This window comes from Paenibacillus sp. FSL P2-0121 (genome assembly GCF_037975345.1).
Lineage (GTDB): Bacteria > Bacillota > Bacilli > Paenibacillales > Paenibacillaceae > Paenibacillus_AQ > Paenibacillus_AQ odorifer.
Genome location: NZ_CP150245.1, coordinates 1,891,927 through 1,909,204, shown reverse-complemented (window position 1 = coordinate 1,909,204; position 17,278 = coordinate 1,891,927). Strand labels below are relative to the sequence as shown.

The window sequence follows — 17,278 nt, the reverse complement described above, 5'->3', positions numbered from 1 at the left end:
AGGGTGATGCTCTCGCAGCTCAAGCTCCCCTTACTCTTTCCCGCAAATGCCATAGAAGAAAATATGGATGGCTTCCTCGATGAAGGCATCCATATCTTCCTGTTTGCTAGCTTCGTCTAGAAGTTCACCTGCATTACGCATATACATCCCCATTAGTGAAAGTATCCCTTTGGTGGATACTTTATTTGAGATTTCTCCCCGCGCTTTCCCATCCTCGACCATCTTCACCAGCACCGGCAAAATGTCATTCGCATATCGTTCCTCAATATAATGGAACATTTCTTGATCCTCAACCATAAGCTCCTTCACAGTTGCGGGAGATAAACCGCTGTAAGTTTCCCTCTCCATGGTTAGAATGTAACCAATAATCTCCTTTAGAGAATGCTCTTGATAAATGTAATCTTCAAATTCCTGAATTTCCTTCTGAACAAAGTCTTTAAAAGACTCACTAAGCAGCGCTTCCTTACTGCCAAAATAATTATAAATCGTCACCTGAGAGACCCCTGCTTCTTTCGCAATATCAGCGATCCGTAGACGTTTCGGTTCCCAGTTCTTGAGCATCTCCATGGTAGTTTTCATAATTTTGAGTTTAATCTGTGCTGCTCTCTTCTCAAATCCATTCATAGTTTCCACCCTAACTTCGTTATTAAGTATGCATATTCAAATTTAATGAAATATTCCATTTCAATTATTTCATAATTATATTGACTTCATTAACCACTAGGAATAATATAACATATGAAATATCTGATTCATAATAGTTCATTATTTTGCGGCGGGGGTGGCAGCATGCTGGTAGTAGAAGGCTTAACTAAACGATTTTCGAATGGCAAAGGAATCGAAGATGTAACATTTACCGTAAATAAAGGCGAGGTTTTTGGATTTCTGGGTCCTAACGGTGCGGGTAAATCGACGACCATACGGCATATCATGGGTTTTATGAAACCAGATCAAGGGCATGCGAGTATCCATGGGCTTGATGTATGGAAGGCACAAGGGACAGTCCAGAAGCATATCGGCTACTTACCCGGTGAAATCAACTTTTTTGATGGGATGACGGGTCTTTCTTTCCTTAAATTTATCTCAGCCATGCAGGGAATCAAAAATACTACCAAACGCGAGCAGCTGATTGAACGTTTGCAATTTGATGCCACCACTCCGATCCGAAAAATGTCAAAGGGAATGAAGCAAAAGGTCGGAATCGTCGCTGCTTTTATGCACAGTCCTGACGTTATTATTCTGGATGAACCTACCTCGGGTCTCGACCCGCTCATGCAAAAGGTATTTATTGATCTGGTACTGGAGGAAAAATCAGCCGGAACCACCTTTCTCATGTCCTCACACAGCTTTCAAGAAATTGAACGCACCTGTGACCGCGCCGCAATTATCAAAGACGGACGGATTATCACCGTAAAAAATATTCATGAACTGCAATCGATGCAACGGAAGCTGTTTGAGGTCATTTTTGCGAATAGTGAAGATGCAGTGGATTTTGCCGCCTCCGGCCTACAAGTGGAAGCTCATGAGGGAAATAAGGTCCGCATAGCTGTGCAGGGCAATTATGACCGATTCATCCGGGAAACTGGAAAATACAATATCCGCAGCATCGACGTATTCACGCAAAATCTGGAGGACATCTTCATGGACTATTATGACCGCGAGGGGGTAGTGTAATGAATCTTCCGCTCTATAAGGAAATGATGCGAGTGAACCTGAAAGGAATATTGAATTACGCCTTTGGTTCTGCCTTCTATATTCTGTTTATGATCTGGCTTTATCCTGGGATTGCGGGGAGTACACAAGCAATTGATGACCTTATTAAGGCGATGCCAGAGGGTGTGGGTAAAGCCTTTGGGCTAAATAGCGGTTTTACTAGTGCAGAAGCTTTTATCTCCGGAGAATATTATGGACTTATACTAGTTCTGATTCTATCCATAGTTTGTGTGCAAATGTCAACGCAGCTTATGGCTCGACTCGTGGATCACGGCTCCATGGCCTATCTGCTCATAGCCCCAACTACACGGAGAAAAGTCGCTACCACGCAGGCACTTGTTCTCACTACAGCATTACTCTTAATTATGGGTGTAACCACCCTCGCCGGATTATTAGGTAAAGCATGGTTCCTTGGCAGTGAATATGACTTTAACAGTGGTCGCTTCGCTCAGCTGAATACCGTGGCGTTTTTATTGTTTTTTGCGGTAGGCGGCCTTACCTTTCTCGTGTCCTCTGTATGTAATGACGAGAAAAAAGCACTCGGAATTTCCGGCGCCATCGCCTTCGGATTTTTCACTCTGGATCTACTCGGTAAAATAAGCGACAAACTGGAAGGACTGCGTTTCCTAACCTTATTCTCCTTCTATCAACCCGGGGAAATCGTTCAGGGCAACGTGGAGATTATTCAGGTCTCCAGTTGGCTGCTGTTGATCGGAGTGTTCACCTTTTCCTTGGGAGTAGAGCTGTTCAGAAGACGGGATCTTCCATTATAAGAGTACCTCATTTGATCAACTCGCTTTTACGCATTCCCAAAGCAACTATCGGACACCGTTGACCTTAAATGCAACTTTATCACAAATTTGCGTACCTAACGGACCCTAAAGTCGTTATTGGCTTGAAGAACAGCAAAAATGAACCTTTTCTAAAGGAATAGCTGCACTGGGGTCCGCAACCTTGCTCAAATGTCCAAAAATTTGCAAATAGCGTCAGCTGAGTCCTTAAGCCTCAGGAGGGTTATAACTATGACTCTTATAAAAAACAACAGAGCAGTGTTTCTCCACCTCTGGGAGAATCATTGCTCTGTTGTTTTATGCGACAAATCCCTTTTTATTTCGTATCCGGTCTAGGTACACCAAAGTTTGGCGTTCCGTCTTCATTCCACTGGATTACTTGCACACGTGCGTGACGATTCGGATCGTAAAGCGGATCACCGACAATTTCCTTATAGCTTCTAGCATGGAAAACAAGGATATCCTGTGTGCCATCCTCAGAGACAGTAAAACTATTATGTCCCGGACCATATTGGCCGTTTTCCTCAGAAGTCGTAAACACAGGTTCAGGTGTCTTGACCCATGATTTTGGATCCATCAAATCACTATTCTCATCAGCAGTCAACAATCCCATACAATAGTTGTGATCTGTTGCACTAGCTGAGAAAGTCATGAAAATGCGTCCATTACGCTTAAGGATTGCTGCGCCTTCATTCACCAAAAATCCGATTTTTTCCCAATCGTATTCAGGAGTGGTGATGCACACCTGCTCGCCTTTTAGTGTCCAAGGGTTCTCCATTTCGGAAATATAAATATTTGAATTGCCAGGGATAGCAGGATCTTTTTGTGCCCAAACGTAATATCTAACTCCTTTATGCTCAAAAGTTGTTGCATCCAAGGCAAAAGATTCCCATTTTGTTTTTATTTGACCCTTTTCGACCCATTCACCCTCTAAAGGATTTGCGGATGAGTTTTCTAGTGCAAACATGCGATGATCAAATAAACCATCTTTCGTATCAGAGGTATGTGCAGCTGCATAATACACGTACCATTTCCCATCAATATAATGAATCTCTGGCGCCCAGATATTAGCACTCATCAAGCCCGTTTCATGCTTAACCCAAATGGTCTTCCCTTCAGCCTCAGCTAATCCTTGAATGGATTCAGAACGGCGAAGCTCAATTCTATCGAACTCTGGAACTGAAGCTATGAAATAGTAGTACCCGTCAGTATGTTTATAGATCCAAGGATCTGCTCGTTGCTCAACTAGTGGATTTTTCACATTAAATTCTCTCACAATGACAACTCCTATATTTATCTCTTTTTTTATATTTGCAGGTCACCAAAACACACCCTTCCTTATAAGAAGTCAAGGTGTATTTAAGTTTAAATTCATTCGATCTAACCTTTGATACCCGAATTCAGGTTGATGGATTGAACAAAGTATTTTTGTGCAAAAACGAATAGCAGCAATGTTGGAATAATCGCCATGATTGCCGAGCCCATTAATTGTCCGATCATACGATAGTTTCCGTAGATATCTTGCAATAAGAGCAAACCAGCGGTAATTGGCATTTTGTCTACATCTGTGTACACAATAACCGGCCAGAGGAAGTCATTCCAAGATCCAGTAAAGGAGAACAATCCGCAAACAATCAATATTGGTTTAACTAACGGCAATATAATTTGCGCGAAAATTCTAAAGTCACTAGCACCATCAACTTTAGCCGATTCATCTAATTCTTTTGGGATACCGTTCATAAACTGTCTGACCAAGAAGATATTACCCATACCCGCAAGACCAGGGATAATCATAGCCCAGGAAGTATTCACCCAACCAAAGGAGTCAATGATTTTATAAGAAGGAATCAAGTTAACAACACCCGGGAAGAAGGAGATCCCCAGCAAAGTAAAGAACAATGTGTCTCTTCCTTTAAACTTAATACGGGTGTATCCAAAACCTGTAATCGAAATAACAATAACAACCAGAATGGTGTGAGATGTGGCAATAAACAATGAGTTACCTAACCAACGTAGAATTGGAGCTGTAGAGGTATTGTTTAGGATTGTAACGTAGTTCTCAAAGACCCACTCTTTAGGAAATAGTCTAAAGCCCGAGGATACTACTTCCGTTTGTGATCTAAATGAGGTGGAAATCCCGAATATAACAGGAATGATCCAAATCACACATAGGATACCTAGAAATATATAGGAAATATATTTTGAAATACTTACACTGGAGGAGCCTTTTATTTTGCCTGTTGTATTTACAACTGGATTTACTGCCTGGTTTGACATTTTAGTACACCTACCTTTTCCATTTCCTTGTTAGTCAATTAGTTTCTGCGAACCTATGAAGCATTTCGGTTCATTACAAAATATTGCAGCGCTGAGATCACCAAAATAACTAATCCCAGTAAAACTGCCATAGCTGATGCCATCCCGGCGATGGACTCACCGTTACCGAAAGCTAATTGACGAATATACATCATTAGAACGTGTGTACTTTGTCGAGGTCCGCCATCGGTCATCATTAACGGTTGGCCGAATACATTAAAGGCACCCGCAGTTGTCATAACAAAGGTATAAATTAATGGAAAACGAATAGATGGCAAGGTAATACTAGTGAATTTTTTAATAGAACCCGCACCATCGAGCTCAGCCGATTCATATAACTCTTGAGAAACGCCACTTAAGGAAGCACGATAGATAATCATGTTGCCCCCAATACCACCCCATAAAGTAATTACAATGATAATAATCCACGCATAGGGTTGATTTGCAGGCCAAGCAATTTGTGATCCAAATAGATTACCAGTGATCCCAAGTTGCTTATTAAAGATCAACAGCCAAATCAGTGCTGCCGCAGAAATTGAAATCAAGCCAGGAATATAAAGAATAGATTGAATTAAGCTCTTCATTTTAACTTTTTTATGTTCCAACGCCACCGCGACCATTAATGGAATAATAATCAGCAACGGAACAGACATAGCAACGAAAATCAATGTATTTTTTAGACCTCTGAAAAATTGAGTATGAAAGGTTGAACTGTTGTCAAAAAGAATAGCCTTATAGTTATCAAAGCCTACCCATACCGGATCACTCATTAAATTCCATTTTGTAAATGAAGCATAAATCCCATAAATCGTTGGCAATAAAATGAAGACAGCAAACAAAATGACATGCGGACCTACAAAGAAAGCAGGTGCCCAATTGATTTTCTTTTTCATAGGAATTCATTTCTCCTTTTGCACAAAGTAATGCACCATAACATGGCACATTACTTCGTACAATCTATTCTATTTTGCTTTATTTTGCTGCACTGCTGCTTTCCGCAATTTTATCTTCAACAAATTTTTGCATCGTTGCCAAAGTCTCATCAATATCAACGTTGCCACGCACGATATCCGCACAGTAAGTATCTACAGCTTCCGCAATGTATGGGTAGTATTCATAGGTGTAAATGTATAGGGATTCGATTTCTTTTTCATCAGATGTAAAGAAGGATTGCATATAGTCTTTGTACTCAGGGCTTTGGTTAACTACGTTACTTGCTACGTTTTGTCCAGCTTTTGCCCATTCCATCGAATTCGTACGAACATATTCCAAGAAGTTAGCAATACCCACTTCTTTTTCGTCTGTTCTCTTATCATTCTTCAACATAGCGAACAAGTGAGAAGAAGATCTGTTGGTGAATTTATCAGGAGTAGGAGAATAAACATTGGTCACGCCAAAGTTCAAGCCTTCAACCCCAGCATGTGCTGTAGAACTCCAAGTTCCGTCTGTCGAGAAAAGTACATTTTGAGATTGGAACATCAAGTAACCGTCTTCACCAAATGGAGTCATCAGGCCAGCATCGGCGATTTTCTTAACATTTTCAAACGCTTGTTTAAATACAGGGGTATTAACAGCCGGTTTTCCATCGACTTGGATATCCCCGCCCAAATCTTGAATTTGAGCCAAGATAACCCAGCCCAGCAAGGCATCATTAACTACGTAATCGCCTTCATCCAATTTACCTTGTAAGGAAAGCATTTCATCAATAGTAACAACGTTATCATCCAAGAAGGATTCAGCGTTATATTTTTTCAGCAAATCTTTATTGTAATACATTACGTTACTATGAATATCAAGAGGAACTGTGTATTGAGTTCCATCGATATTACCAGTGTTCCAAGCTTGTGGTAAGTAATTTTCAGCTTTCAGTTCAGGTTGTGCTGGCAATACGGTATCTTGCATGGATTCCAGTACACCTTGTTTAACAAACCCAGGAACACGGTCAGCGTGGATAATTGCTAAATCAGGAACACCTTTGCTAGATGCCAAAACTGTAGAAATTTTTGTGTACATATCAGCCGTAATAACATGTTTTACTTTGATTTCGGGATTCGTTGCATTGTAGTTTTTAACAATTTGATCCATATAAGCACCGTCATCACCGGTCAGCGGTGTCCAGAACGTAATCGTCTTACTATCATCTTTACCACCGCATCCTGCCAAAACTGTCGATAATGTTAGAACCGTTGCTAATAAAACTCCAAATTTCTTTTTCATTACTCTCTCCCCCTGCAGCTGTAATGTTAAGATAACCATTCATGTTCACTTTCTTTGAAAACGATTAACTTGAGATTAGTATACATTCATTGTGAAAGCGTAGTCAATAACATTTAAATAAACTTAACAGAATTTTTTTTCGTTTAATTAACCTTTTGATTCATCTCTCGGAGATGAAAGCGATATTATATTTACTTCGGTTACCTTTCATGTTACTTTATATATAGATTAATAAACTTTACAGTATATGAAATAACTTTGAAAGAAGTGGGTAAAATGCAGTTGGAAATCGACAAATCCTCTCTTGTTGTTTACGAAGCTTTAGCGAGTGAAGTACGCATCAAAATTATTCAGTTGCTCTCCAAAAATAAGATGAACATCAAAGATTTGGCAGAAGAACTTAAAATAAGCAGTCCTATCGTTACCAAACACATTAAAAAACTAGAAGATGCAGGGCTCATAAAAACTGAAAAGGTGCCTGGTAAATCAGGAATGCAAAAAATCTCAATCCTTAGGGTGGATCATATTGAGATTAACTTCCCGAAAAAAATCTTTCACTCCTTTGCCTCCTACGAGACATCAGTGCCGATTGGTCATTATACCGATTATGATCTGAAACCTACTTGCGGACTTGCTACGGATAAGGAGTTTATCGGCAGAGTAGACGAACCTAAGTATTTCATGGATTCTAAAAGAGTGGACGCAGAGATTCTCTGGTTCACGCAAGGTTATGTGCAATATAATATCGCTAATTTCCTAAAAAAAGAGGAAACCCTACAGCAATTTGAGATTAGCTTAGAGCTTTCTTCCGAATTCCCCTTTGCTAATGACGTATGGCCTTCAGACATCACCTTTTCTTTGAATGGCTTGGAATTAGGGACTTGGACGAGCCCCGGAGATTTCGCTGATGCTAGAGGTAAATTCACACCGGAATGGTGGCCTCACAATATCAATCAATACGGATTGCTAAAAACGATTAGAATTACAAACCACAATGGAACTTATATTGACGGTGACCCGCTGTCTCAGGTTTCGATTGAGGATTTAGATACTAATTGTGATCGTTGGACCTTTCGGATCGAAGTGAAGGAAGATGCAAAACACGTAGGAGGAGCAACGATTTTCGGAAAAAAATTCGGAAACCATGATCAAGATATCATTTTCAAATTGTACTATCTGTAAATTTTTCATTTATGATCTAAGCAAAACTGGTTTTTTTGCGGGGGTGAACAACTAATTAGCTATTCTTCTTTAGCTCCCCCCCACCTGTTATGCCCTATCCCCTCTCTTTATCTTGCTGATATATCCCGCCTAGTCATCCATTCACTGTATTTCACTCTTATCCACTTCAGCAGTAATCACCAGTAGTTAAATCATTTGCCTCTATTTTGAATTTATAATTTATAAAAATATAAAAAGATTCATAAATCATTAAATTTCTGTTTGACTATTTGCTGATATCATGCTTAAAATGAGAGCATTATAAAACGTTTTCCGTATTATGGTTTAGTAATACATAAATTAAAACCATTTTCATATTCGAAAGCGTTTTTTTAGTAGCTAATTATGTAAGCGTTTTACATTTTTTTCAGTAAAGAAGGGAGGAATTGGAAAAATACGCGTGACAAGCTCTACATCACTAGAATCGGAGGATCATACATTTGAGAAAAACTACTGGTAAACTAACCGCTTCCCTGCTTGCACTCACTCTATTAGTGCCTGCTCCATTAATTTCTGCAGCTTCTGCAAGCGATTCCAAATCAGTCGCATTATCCACTCAGCAACAAACCGCCGATTATTCCGGTCACTGGGCACAAAAAGATTTTCAAACCTGGGTAGATAAGGGCTTGATTCAGGGTTACGGAAACGGAATATATAAGCCAAATCAAGAAATCAACCGTGCAGAGTGGGTTACTCTGGTTAATCGGGTCTTTAATTTGCAGGAAAAAGCCGAAATAGGCTTCACGGATGTTTCCACGACAGGTGCTTACTACAGCGATATCCAAAAAGCAACCGCTGCAGGATATGTAACAGGATACAGCGATGGCACCTTCCGACCCGCACAGCAAGTAAGCCGTCAAGAAGCTGCAGTAATGTTATACAGACTGTTCCAACTCAACTCATCTGTTGGCACTTCTGCACCAAAGGATGCTGCTGATTTGCCAGAATGGAGCCAAGAAGCAGTATTGTCTTTACTTGGTGAAGGTTATCTGCAAGGCTACACTGACGGCAGCTTTAAAGGAACTCAGGCTGTAACAAGAGCGGAAGCACTGCGCATGATTGAGAAGCTTGGCGGAGAAATCACGCCTAAGAGCGGAAGCTATTCGGGGATTAACACTCGGAATATGGTTATCAGCAGCCCAGGCGTAGAGTTGAAAAACTCCACAATCTCAGGGAATCTCTACCTTACCGAAGGTATTGCTGAGGGCGATGTCACACTGAATAATGTCACTGTTAAGGGAAAAGTATTCGTTTCTGGTGGCGGTGAGAACAGTGTCGTACTAAGCGACTCCAATGCTGCTGAAATGGTAGTAGATAAGCATAACGGCAAGCTGCGAGTCGTTACTAGAGGCACAAGTGCCGTACCAAACGTACGCGTACATTCCAGTGCAATACTAGAGGAAGATGCATTAACGGGGGCAGGTTTCAGCCGGGTTATTGTTGAGAATACGCTGCCTAAGGATTCCATCCTCAAGCTGAAAGGAAGCTTTGATTCCGTTGAGCTTCAAGCGTTGGGAGAGCCTACACTCCATCTGACAGCAGGCAGTATTGCTGAAGTTACACTGAAGCAAAAAGCCAAGCTGCGTGTAGAGGCAGGTACAGAAATCAAGAATCTAATCCTTGGTTTCAACGATATCCTAACCATCCAAGGCACGGGTAAGGTTATCTTTGATAGCAAGTACAGTCAGTTAATCCATTTTGAAACACCAACTCCAACGGCTACGGCAACCACTGGTACCGGTGGATCTAACGGCGGTTCTGTTGCTACTTCGGCTCCGGAAGTTACAGCTACTCCGGCCCCAACGGCTACACCAGATCCAACGGCTACACCAAATCCGACGGCTACACCAGATCCGACAGCTACACCAAATCCGACGGCTACACCTAGTCCGGGAGCAACTGCACCAGCACTCACCAATGTCTCGGTACATGATCCATCGGTGGTAGTGGATAATGGAACTTATTATGTATTTGGCTCCCATATCGATGCGGCCAAATCAGATGATCTGATGAACTGGACACAGTTCACTAATGGTTATACAACACCGGGCAACGTGATTTTTGGTGATCTGTCCAAGAATCTGGCAGAATCCTTTAAATGGGCTGGAGAGAACGATTCGGACAGTAAAGGCGGATTCTCCATCTGGGCACCGGACGTATTCTGGAATAACGATTATAAGAACGCTGATGGAACAACTGGCGCTTATATGATGTATTACAGCGCTTCTTCTACTTATATCCGTTCGGCGATTGGCTACGCCACTTCGCAAAATATCGAAGGGCCTTATACTTATGGAAATACCGTAATTTATTCCGGTTTCACCAAGGAAGAGGCTTATGACAGTGACAGTAAAGTAAATAAGAAATGGGACAATACAAATATCAAGGACCTTATCGACAATGGAACGTTGGAAGGTGTCAATCCAGATTGGTTTAATGCAGGTGGTTTGTATCAAAACAAAACCTATACAAATGCAATTGACCCAACTATTTTCTACGACAAAGACAACAAGCTTTGGATGACTTATGGTTCATGGTCAGGTGGTATATTCATTCTGGAGATTGATCCAGCTACCGGAGAACCTAAATATCCAGGCAAAGATGGAAAGACCGCTGATGGACGTCTTATCGACCGCTATTTCGGAACCCATATTTCTGGCGGAATGACCAAATCGGGTGAAGGTCCGTATATCGTTTACGATAAGGATACTGGTTACTACTTCTTGTATGTAACTTACGGTGGACTGGACTCCAAAGGCGGTTACAGCATGCGGCAGTTCCGTTCAACAAATCCGGACGGCCCTTATACGGATGCAGCAGGACAGAATGCTGTTCTAACTACCGATGGTGACAACACACCATATGGTAATAAGCTATTAGGAAACTTCATGTTTACAAATCAAAATGCAGACCCGAATTTCCAAACGTATGGTTATGTGTCCTCAGGACATAACTCGGTACAATATGATGATGAAACGGGTAAAATATTTAACTTCTTCCACACTCGTTTCCCACTCCGTGGTGAAACACATGAACTTCGTGTGCATCAAATGTTCACTAACGAAGATGGCTGGCCAGTAACTGCCGTACATCGTTACACGGGTGAAACTATTGGGGCTGTAGCACGGGATAATGTTGTCGGCTCTTATCAGTTCGTTAACCACGGCAAGGATGTTTCAGGCGTTATCAAACCTACAGTAGATATCGAGCTAAAAAGTGACGGAACGATCGCTGGATCGTTAACCGGAACTTGGGAATTGAAGGATGAGTACTTCGCTCATTTGCTCATTAACGAAACGGAAAATGGAAGCACCGTACAACATCTCTACAAAGGTGTATTTGTGAAGCAATGGGATTCCTCACGAAAACAGCATGTTATGACGTTCACCGCAATGTCAGATCAAGGGATCACTATCTGGGGCAGCCAGATGGAATCGATGAGCGTTGAGCAGATTTTGAACAATATTGCTGCAGGCTTGAGTATTGGTGACACAAGAAAAATATACGATGACATCATCCTTCCTACGGAAGGCTTGCGCGGAGCAGAAATTTCATGGTCCTCTTCCAATGAGGCTGTAATTGCTAACAATGGTAAGGTTACTCGTCCTGAACTTGGACTTGGAAACGCTACAGTTGAACTGACTGCTACAATTAAGCTAGGTGAAGTCGCAGTAACTAAGACCTTCACCGCCGTTGTTATGGAAAAAAAGAGCACGCAATTGGAAGACGGCTTAGTAGCTGCCTTTGACTTTGATGGCGACCTTGCAGAAAATGGGGATCGCACAGCTGACGGCATAGTCACCGGAAATCTGATCAACAACACTGAGGATGGAGACATCACTTTTGAGGCTGGTAAAAACGGTCAGGCAGCCAAGTTTGATGGTAAATCCGGTGTTCGTCTACCTGACGGATTAATTCAAAGTAGCGCATATTCGGTAGGGATGTGGCTGAACCCATCCGAATTAAAAGCTTTTACTCCTGTATTCTTCGGTGCTAAAACCGAAACGAACTGGTTCAGTCTCCTGCCATATGGAAACGGTGGAGCAACCACCAGACTCTGGTTCGGTAGCGATACTTGGCTAGATGCTGATACAGGCTTACAAATTCCAGTTAACCAGTGGACGCATATTGCCTTCACTTACAATGCTGGAACAGTCAATATGTACGTAAATGGTATATTGAAATCCTCCGGAAAAGGATTCACAGATATTTTTGATACAGAAAACGGTGTATTTGCTCTTGGTGTGAACTACTGGGATGCACCATACAAAGGTTTGGTTGATAAATTCCGCGTGTATGATAGAGCATTGTCTGCGGAAGCTGTGGGCTGGCTTGTAAACGGTGAGCCTGATACGAACATTAAAGTAAGTAATATTTCATTCAGTGAAGCTGTTAAATCAGTAGCTGTAGGAAATACTTTCACCCCTCAAGTAAGTGTGCTTCCAACCAATGCCGGAAATAAGGCGCTAACTTGGAGCTCTAGCGATTCCAGCGTAGTGGCTGTTGACGCAGCGAGCGGAATAGTAACAGCACTAACTGTCGGTGGCCAAGCTGTAATTACTGCAACAGCGACTGATGGAAGCGAAGTTTCAGCCAGCTACACAGTAAATGTAACTGATGGAAAAGTAGCTCATTATGCTTTTGATGGCGACCTGGATGACTCCTTCCAATTGAACGGAAAAGGCGAAGTTACAGGAGCAAAAGTAGATAGCCCAACAGTAGGCAATATCACATACGGTAACGGTGTCCTCGGCCAAGCTGCAATATTCAACGGTACCTCCGGTATCCGTTTGCCTGATGGATTAATTGACAGCAATACCTACACCGTATCTATGTGGCTAAATCCTGAACAACTTACAGATGCAACAACTACTTTCTTCGGCGCTGCCACTAAAAATAGCTGGATTAGCTTCGTTCCTCAGAACGGTGGCGGTAAAACGTTGTTATGGTCCGGAGAAGCTTGGTATGATGCTATTTCTGCCATGAAGATTCCAGTAAATACATGGACACATGTTGCGTTTACGGTCAGCAATGGTACCGTAAAAGTTTACCTCAACGGAGTAGAGCAGTTCTCTGGTGAGGGCTTCCCGAATGTCTTTAAGAACAAGAACGGCGTTTTCGCTCTAGGCGTCAACTATTGGGATGCACCATTTAAGGGTATGATTGATGAACTGAAGATTTACAGCAGAGCGCTCAAGTCAGATGAAGTACAGGCAGAGTATAGCTCGAACGTAGATTAAGCAAGATTTGATTTGAAAAGAGAGCGGAGCCACAGGCTCCGTTCTTTTTTTAAAGTCCCATATTGTAAAAAAAGTATTTAACTAATATAATCATTAACTATACATCCGAAATAAACGTCGATTTTTATATTGTTATTAATAAATTTCTTAATCATCGGCGATTAGCCCATAAATTTTAATTGGAGGCCATTTATGAAACTTGACCTGTCGGAAGAATCCCTTCCCGTCTATGAAGCTTTAGCCAGCTCAGTACGCCTGCATATGTTGCGTTTGCTTGCCGAAAATCCTATGAATGTTAAGGAATTGGCCGCAGCAGTAAATTTGAGCAGCGCCATTATGACTATGCATGTGCGTAAGCTGGAAGCTGCCGGACTGATCCAGACGCATATGGCACCTGGTCGAAGTGGTCTGCAAAAGATCTGTACTCTAGCTGCTGAAGGAGCAGAAATCACCTTCCCAGGCAGACAGATCAATGAGCGCAAAAGTTATCGCAAGGAAATTCCGGTTGGACATTACTCCGACTTCCTGATCGAGCCAACCTGTGGTCTTGCAACTACTGAGAAAGTGATCGGCAGTTTTGATGATCCCCGCTATTTCTGGGATCTTGAGCGTATGAATGCGGGGATTCTTTGGTTCGGCAAAGGATTTATCGAATATAAAATCCCTAATTTCCTCCTCTCCAGCCAGCATCCTGAGGAACTGATTATAACCATGGAAATTGCTTCCGAAGCACCTTCCATTAATAATAATTGGCCTTCGGATATCACATTCACTCTGAACGGAGTGAAGCTTGGATTCTGGACAAGTCCCGGTGACTACGGGGATAGCCGTGGTAAATATACACCGGCCTGGTGGCCAGCACTCACGAACCAATACGGCTTGCTCAAGCAGCTGCGCATTACAGCAAAAGGTACATTTATGGATGGTTTGAAGCTCTCAGAAGTTACCCTTGATCAAGTGAATATCCGTGACAAACAGTGGTCTTTCAAGCTTTCCGTAGATGAAGATGCCGAGCATATTGGCGGGATTACTCTTTTTGGCAAAGGTTTTGGAAATTATAATGAAGATCTAATCGTTGAGTTGTTCTATACGGATAACCAAGAATAAAGCCGCATTCACCTCCCATTGGAGAGTCGAATGCGGCTCTTATTTTAGCTTAATTCTTTTCGATAAAGGGACCCCACAAGCCACCCCCCGGCAATGGACAACTACGTTCCTTAAGCTTGGCTACTACGGGGATGATGCAGCCGCAAGCGACGCAAGTTACCCCTTCGTGCAGCTTAGGGCAAGTCCCACAAAGGGCAACCCGTTCAGCGTAAACTTCATCCGGAACACAAAACTCTGGCTTAAACATGGAAGAAGACAAGATCCGATTAATCTGCGTTGGCGTAACTTTATAATCCTCTCTGCATCCCTTGCATGTTGATGTTGTTGACATGGTAACACCACCTTAAGCCTTCGGCGTAATCTCCAGCACAGTTACTGACATTGGAGGCAGTTCAACATTAAGAAGATCGCCCTCCAGAGTGAAGGCAGTGAAGGCTTGCGGCACTACCGCCTCCGGTTGGCTGAAGGTATTGTGAGCATCAATTTTATCACCGGCAAGTGTTGTGCCTGTCACTTCAACCTTCTTCCCGGAAAGACCACGAAGCTCAAGTGGAACAGCAGCAGAAGCAGCATGGTTCAAGTTGCAAAGACTGACATGGATGATTCCAGAAGCAGTTACGGAAGCCGAAGCAGATACTTCAGGAATCTCACGGCCTTCAAAGCTGTAAGTGCCACTTTCCAGTGCTAAATCCAGCAACTCCGCATCCTGATGGACTTTAAACATATTAAATACATGATACGTTGGGGTCAGCACCATCTTTTCCCCTTCGGTCAATATAACTGCCTGAAGTACGTTAATCGTCTGCGCAATATTTGCCATCCGTACCCGGTCACTATGTTTATGGAAAATATTCAAGGTCACGCCTGCTACAAGAGCATCCCGAATTGAATTTTGTTGATACAGGAATCCTGGATTCGTCCCCGGCTCTACATCATACCAAGTTCCCCACTCATCTACGATAAGACCTACTCTTTTATCCGGATCATATTTATCCATAATAACGCCATGTCTGGTGATCAGCTCATCCATGCGAAGGGCTTTCTCTAATGTACTAAACCATTCACTCGTTTCAAAGCCTGTAGCTGCACCTTTATTCTCCCATGCTGGACCAGGAATTGTATAATAATGCAGGGTAATCGAGTCCATAAAGCGTGTTGCCTCACGCATCAGAACCTCCATCCAGTGATAATCATCCACGTTAGGACCACAAGCAATCCGGTGAATACGATTGTCCCCGTAATTTCGTACATACGTCTGATATTGGCGATAAAGATCTGCATAATATTCTGGACGCATATTCCCGCCGCAGCCCCAGTTCTCATTCCCCACGCCAAAATAAGTCACAGCCCAAGGCTCTTGATGACCATTCTGCTGGCGAAGCTCGGACATTGGAGATACGCCTCCAAAGGTTAAATACTCCACCCATTCGGACATCTCTTGAACGGTACCACTGCCCACATTACCGTTAATGTAAGGCTCACATTCCAGCATCTCACATAATTCCATGAATTCATGCGTACCAAAATGGTTGTTCTCAACCGTTCCGCCCCAGTGAGTGTTAATCATACGTTTACGACCTTCACGGGCTCCGATACCATCTTTCCAGTGATATTCATCCGCGAAACAGCCACCTGGCCAGCGTAGTACAGGAATTTTAATTTCCTTAAGCGCTTTCACGACATCATTACGAATACCGTTGGTGTTAGGAATAGTTGAATCTTCTCCAACCCAAATCCCTTCATAAATGCAACGGCCAAGATGCTCAGAAAAATGTCCGTAAATATTTCTGTTAATCGTCCCTTTGCGAATGTCAGTATTAAGGATCGCACGTTCTGCCATGGTTAAATACCGCCTCTCAACGTTTATATTTTTATTAACTAATTAATAATTATATAAACATTATAAGACGCTGCTTAGGTATCCGTCAATCTCCAATATGAACAAAAGCTATTCTTTATCAATAGGTTTCTTTATCCCGTCTTCATAATAGTCAAAAATCAGCTGCTGCTGCGTTCCTCTTACCCCGTAAAACACATCAGAAATTTGTTTCCCCTTACGTCTTAACTCGTTCTCCAGCCACTCTTGGGTCAGGCCATTATCCTTAAGATTATCTGCGAGCATTATTCCATCCATAATCAATTCAACGGGAAAGCTCTGAGGAACGGACAACAGCTTTAGATCTTTTCGGGTAACATATTGGTACTCTTGTTTCTTTAATACAGACACCATTCCGTTATCTTCCAGCACAGCGTATTCTACTACCTCTAGATTAAAAATTTCCTTTTCTCTCAAGGCCTGATCCAAAGAGTCCAACGAATACCTTACCTTTTTCATATTTTGCTCAAGAATTTTCCCATCCTCAATAAGTACAGTGGGTGAACCTGAAATCCAGCTTCTCATTTTACGACTTTTTAAAGCGATGATAGATAGTAAAAAAGATGTAACGGTAACAACTATAAGCGCCAGGATCATGTAGGAAGAATGCAGCTGTTTATTAAACGCCAAGTTCGCGGCTATTGAGCCCAATATAATACCCGTCACGAAATCGTGGAAGGTCAAGTTAGATAACGTTTGTTTTCCCAATATTTTGGCGATCAGCAAAAGCATGATCATAGCAACAAACGCCCTAAGCACAATGTCCATATACACCTGCATCTCTATGCTCCCTTCCT

Annotated in this window: 13 protein-coding genes; 5 read left to right on the top strand and 8 right to left on the bottom strand. The window is 42.2% G+C overall.

Going from position 1 to position 17,278, the window contains the following annotated elements; all coding sequences use genetic code 11:
• Nucleotides 1-30: 30 nt before the first annotated feature.
• Complete coding sequence (locus MKY54_RS08380) at nucleotides 31-624, bottom strand: TetR/AcrR family transcriptional regulator (RefSeq protein ID WP_076126280.1); 594 nt, start codon at nucleotides 622-624, stop codon at nucleotides 31-33.
• Between the two features lie 165 nt (nucleotides 625-789).
• Here MKY54_RS08380 and MKY54_RS08375 point away from each other — a divergent pair, with 165 nt between their 5' ends.
• Together MKY54_RS08375 and MKY54_RS08370 are read left to right on the top strand one after the other, a co-directional pair.
• Nucleotides 790-1,674, top strand: a complete 885-nt coding sequence (locus MKY54_RS08375) for an ABC transporter ATP-binding protein (RefSeq protein ID WP_339191141.1) — start codon at nucleotides 790-792, stop codon at nucleotides 1,672-1,674.
• Nucleotides 1,674-2,486: an ABC transporter permease subunit gene (locus MKY54_RS08370; RefSeq protein WP_076281115.1), complete on the top strand. Its 813-nt coding sequence runs from the start codon at nucleotides 1,674-1,676 to the stop codon at nucleotides 2,484-2,486. Before MKY54_RS08375 ends, MKY54_RS08370 begins: the two co-directional genes overlap by 1 nt.
• 334 nt (nucleotides 2,487-2,820) lie before the next feature.
• Here MKY54_RS08370 and MKY54_RS08365 read toward each other — a convergent pair whose 3' ends face one another.
• From MKY54_RS08365 to MKY54_RS08350, 4 genes are all read right to left on the bottom strand, one after another.
• Nucleotides 2,821-3,780, bottom strand: coding sequence for a family 43 glycosylhydrolase (locus MKY54_RS08365; RefSeq protein ID WP_076184723.1), 960 nt, complete (start codon nucleotides 3,778-3,780; stop codon nucleotides 2,821-2,823).
• A gap of 104 nt (nucleotides 3,781-3,884) precedes the next feature.
• A complete protein-coding gene (locus tag MKY54_RS08360; RefSeq protein ID WP_036675639.1) occupies nucleotides 3,885-4,781 on the bottom strand; it encodes a carbohydrate ABC transporter permease in 897 nt (298 codons plus the stop codon).
• A 53-nt stretch (nucleotides 4,782-4,834) separates the two neighbouring features.
• Nucleotides 4,835-5,713, bottom strand: coding sequence for a sugar ABC transporter permease (locus MKY54_RS08355; RefSeq protein ID WP_076138280.1), 879 nt, complete (start codon nucleotides 5,711-5,713; stop codon nucleotides 4,835-4,837).
• Between the two features lie 79 nt (nucleotides 5,714-5,792).
• Nucleotides 5,793-7,037: an extracellular solute-binding protein gene (locus tag MKY54_RS08350; protein WP_036675642.1), complete on the bottom strand. Its 1,245-nt coding sequence runs from the start codon at nucleotides 7,035-7,037 to the stop codon at nucleotides 5,793-5,795.
• Between the two features lie 276 nt (nucleotides 7,038-7,313).
• On the opposite strand from MKY54_RS08350, the gene MKY54_RS08345 reads away from it, so the two are divergent.
• From MKY54_RS08345 to MKY54_RS08335, 3 genes are all read left to right on the top strand, one after another.
• Nucleotides 7,314-8,219, top strand: coding sequence for an ArsR family transcriptional regulator (locus MKY54_RS08345; protein WP_076126270.1), 906 nt, complete (start codon nucleotides 7,314-7,316; stop codon nucleotides 8,217-8,219).
• A 479-nt stretch (nucleotides 8,220-8,698) separates the two neighbouring features.
• The gene (locus MKY54_RS08340; RefSeq protein ID WP_339190180.1) at nucleotides 8,699-13,498 is read left to right on the top strand and encodes a LamG-like jellyroll fold domain-containing protein; all 4,800 of its coding nucleotides are present in this window, start codon (nucleotides 8,699-8,701) and stop codon (nucleotides 13,496-13,498) included.
• Between the two features lie 192 nt (nucleotides 13,499-13,690).
• Entirely contained in the window at nucleotides 13,691-14,605 is a 915-nt protein-coding gene (locus tag MKY54_RS08335) for an ArsR family transcriptional regulator (RefSeq protein WP_076100540.1), read from the top strand.
• Nucleotides 14,606-14,654: 49 nt separating this feature from the next.
• Here the strand turns inward: MKY54_RS08335 and MKY54_RS08330 are convergent, their stop codons facing one another.
• From MKY54_RS08330 to MKY54_RS08320, 3 genes are all read right to left on the bottom strand, one after another.
• Nucleotides 14,655-14,936 carry a DUF6171 family protein gene (locus MKY54_RS08330; RefSeq protein ID WP_076100542.1) on the bottom strand — a complete coding sequence of 94 codons (282 nt, stop codon included), beginning with the start codon at nucleotides 14,934-14,936 and terminating at the stop codon, nucleotides 14,655-14,657.
• Between the two features lie 12 nt (nucleotides 14,937-14,948).
• Complete coding sequence (locus tag MKY54_RS08325; RefSeq protein ID WP_076104908.1) at nucleotides 14,949-16,445, bottom strand: alpha-N-arabinofuranosidase; 1,497 nt, start codon at nucleotides 16,443-16,445, stop codon at nucleotides 14,949-14,951.
• Between the two features lie 108 nt (nucleotides 16,446-16,553).
• The gene (locus tag MKY54_RS08320) at nucleotides 16,554-17,261 is read right to left on the bottom strand and encodes a DUF421 domain-containing protein (RefSeq protein ID WP_076126261.1); all 708 of its coding nucleotides are present in this window, start codon (nucleotides 17,259-17,261) and stop codon (nucleotides 16,554-16,556) included.
• Between the last annotated feature and the right edge of the window lie 17 nt (nucleotides 17,262-17,278).

Bases quoted from the DNA above. Each gene is read 5' to 3' on its own strand.
- MKY54_RS08370 (WP_076281115.1), top strand. From the start codon at position 1,674: ATGAATCTTCCGCTCTATAAGGAAATGATGCGAGTGAACCTGAAAGGA.
- MKY54_RS08330 (WP_076100542.1), bottom strand. From the start codon at position 14,936: ATGTCAACAACATCAACATGCAAGGGATGCAGAGAGGATTATAAAGTT.
- MKY54_RS08350 (WP_036675642.1), bottom strand. From the start codon at position 7,037: ATGAAAAAGAAATTTGGAGTTTTATTAGCAACGGTTCTAACATTATCG.
- MKY54_RS08355 (WP_076138280.1), bottom strand. From the start codon at position 5,713: ATGAAAAAGAAAATCAATTGGGCACCTGCTTTCTTTGTAGGTCCGCAT.
- MKY54_RS08380 (WP_076126280.1), bottom strand. From the start codon at position 624: ATGAATGGATTTGAGAAGAGAGCAGCACAGATTAAACTCAAAATTATG.
- MKY54_RS08335 (WP_076100540.1), top strand. From the start codon at position 13,691: ATGAAACTTGACCTGTCGGAAGAATCCCTTCCCGTCTATGAAGCTTTA.
- MKY54_RS08360 (WP_036675639.1), bottom strand. From the start codon at position 4,781: ATGTCAAACCAGGCAGTAAATCCAGTTGTAAATACAACAGGCAAAATA.
- MKY54_RS08345 (WP_076126270.1), top strand. From the start codon at position 7,314: ATGCAGTTGGAAATCGACAAATCCTCTCTTGTTGTTTACGAAGCTTTA.
- MKY54_RS08325 (WP_076104908.1), bottom strand. From the start codon at position 16,445: ATGGCAGAACGTGCGATCCTTAATACTGACATTCGCAAAGGGACGATT.
- MKY54_RS08375 (WP_339191141.1), top strand. From the start codon at position 790: ATGCTGGTAGTAGAAGGCTTAACTAAACGATTTTCGAATGGCAAAGGA.
- MKY54_RS08320 (WP_076126261.1), bottom strand. From the start codon at position 17,261: ATGCAGGTGTATATGGACATTGTGCTTAGGGCGTTTGTTGCTATGATC.